The 1,787-nt window shown below is 70.5% G+C and carries 3 protein-coding genes and 1 pseudogene; 2 read left to right on the top strand and 2 right to left on the bottom strand.

What is annotated here, in order from left to right; genetic code table 11:
* Nucleotides 1-146, bottom strand: a pseudogene (gene ispH / locus AC1D12_RS32510) (4-hydroxy-3-methylbut-2-enyl diphosphate reductase); the annotation flags it as partial.
* Nucleotides 147-160: 14 nt separating this feature from the next.
* A complete protein-coding gene (locus AC1D12_RS32505; RefSeq protein ID WP_047591370.1) occupies nucleotides 161-604 on the bottom strand; it encodes an FKBP-type peptidyl-prolyl cis-trans isomerase in 444 nt (147 codons plus the stop codon).
* 71 nt (nucleotides 605-675) lie between these two features.
* On the opposite strand from AC1D12_RS32505, the gene radC reads away from it, so the two are divergent.
* Together radC and AC1D12_RS32495 are read left to right on the top strand one after the other, a co-directional pair.
* The gene (gene radC / locus AC1D12_RS32500) at nucleotides 676-1,350 is read left to right on the top strand and encodes a RadC family protein (protein ID WP_047507475.1); all 675 of its coding nucleotides are present in this window, start codon (nucleotides 676-678) and stop codon (nucleotides 1,348-1,350) included.
* A partial coding sequence (locus AC1D12_RS32495) for a Smr/MutS family protein (RefSeq protein WP_477845260.1) occupies nucleotides 1,347-1,787 on the top strand: 441 nt, incomplete at its 3' end. The genes radC and AC1D12_RS32495, both read left to right, overlap by 4 nt.

Here is a 1,787-nt window from a genome sequence, read left to right as displayed (position 1 = left end):
GTGTTGTGCACGATCTCGTGGCGCACGTAGATCGGCGAGCCGAATTTCTTGATCGCGCGTTCGACGATCTCGATCGCGCGGTCGACCCCGGCGCAAWAGCCGCGCGGCTCGGCCAGCAGCACTTCGTCCAGCGTCTGGGTCGTCATGTGGTTCGCGCTCATCACAGCACCCCGATCAGTTGCACTTCGAAGGTCACCGGCTGGCCCGCCAGCGGGTGGTTGAAGTCGAACAGCAGCCAGTCGCTGCCCACCTCGCGCACGACGCCGGCATACGAGGCCTGGCCGTCGGGCGTCGGGAACTGCACCACGTCGCCCAGGTGGTACTGCTCGTCGGGGTCGCCCAGCTCGTGCAGCAGCGCGAGCTTCACACGCTGCAGCATCTCGGGGTTGCGCTCGCCGAAGGCCTCTCCGGCCGGCAGGTCGAACGAGGCCCGGGTGCCCTCGGCCAGGCCCATCAGGCGCGCTTCCATCGCCGGCGAGAGCTCGCCGCTGCCCAATGACAGCGTGGCCGGCTTCTCGGCGAAGGTGTTGATCAGGTCGACGCCGTCGGGGCCGGCCAGTCGGTAGTGCAGGGTCAGGAACGATCCCTGTTGAACGTGGGTCAAGGCAAATCCTGGTTCGATAGACTGGGCCCAATTTTAGGTGCGGCGCCCCGCCGCGTCGCCGGACCATGCCCATGCTGCTCAAAGACCTGCCTGCCGACGCCCGTCCGCGTGAAAAACTGCTGGCCCGCGGCCCGCAGGCCCTGGCCGATGCCGAGCTGGTCGCGCTGCTGCTGCGCACCGGCGTCAAGGGCGATTCGGTGCTGGGCCTGGCGCAGCGCCTGCTCGACGATTTCGGGGGGCTCACCGGGCTGCTGCGGGCCGATCCGCAGGCGCTGCAGCGCATCAAGGGGCTCGGCCCCGCGAAGCTGGCGCAGGTCAGCGCGGTGCTCGAGCTGGCGCGCCGCTCGCTCGGCCAGCAGATGGCCGAGCGGCCGGTGCTCGACAACGTCATCCTCGTCAAGGACTACCTGCGGCTGCAGCTCGGCGGGCGCGGCCACGAGGTGTTCTCGGTGCTGTTCCTCGATGCGCAGAACCGGCTGATCCAGATGGAGGAGATGTTCCGCGGCTCGCTCACGCAGGCCAGCGTCTACCCGCGCGAGGTGCTCAAGCGCGCGCTGCAGCTGCATGCGGCCGCGGTGATCCTCGCGCACAACCACCCGTCGGGCTCGGCGCAGCCGTCGCGCTCCGACGAGATGCTGACGCAGACGCTGAAGTCGGCGCTCGCGATGATCGACGTGCGCGTGCTCGACCACCTGGTGGTCGGCGACACCGAGGTGGTCTCGTTCGTGGAGCGAGGCCTGCTGTGAGCCTGCGCAGCCTGCAGGACCTGGGCGACATCCGCGAGGCGCTGAAGCGCGCCGAGCGCGAGGCCGCCGAACAGGCAGCCCGGGCCCGCGAGGAAGAAGCCCGCCGGCTGCGCGAGGCCAACCTGTTCTCCAACAGCGTCGGCCGCGTGCAGCCGGTGGCCCCGAGCGGCCGCCGCCACGCGGTGCCCACGCCGCCCTCGCCCGAGCCGCGCCAGCGCGAGCTCGATGAGGAGCGCGCGTTGTACGAATCGCTCTCCGACGAGTTCGATCCGGTCACGCTGCTCGAGACCGACGACCAGCTGTCCTACCGCCGCCCCGAGATCGGCATCGACGTGCTGCGCAAGCTGCGCCGCGGCGGCTGGGCCATCCAGGGCGAGGTCGACCTGCACGGCCTGCGCCGCGATGCCGCCCGCGAGCGGCTCACCGCCTTTGTCCAC

The sequence above is a fragment of the Rhizobacter sp. P1_G5 genome (assembly GCF_056405435.1).
This window is presented reverse-complemented; position numbering and strand designations above follow the sequence as displayed.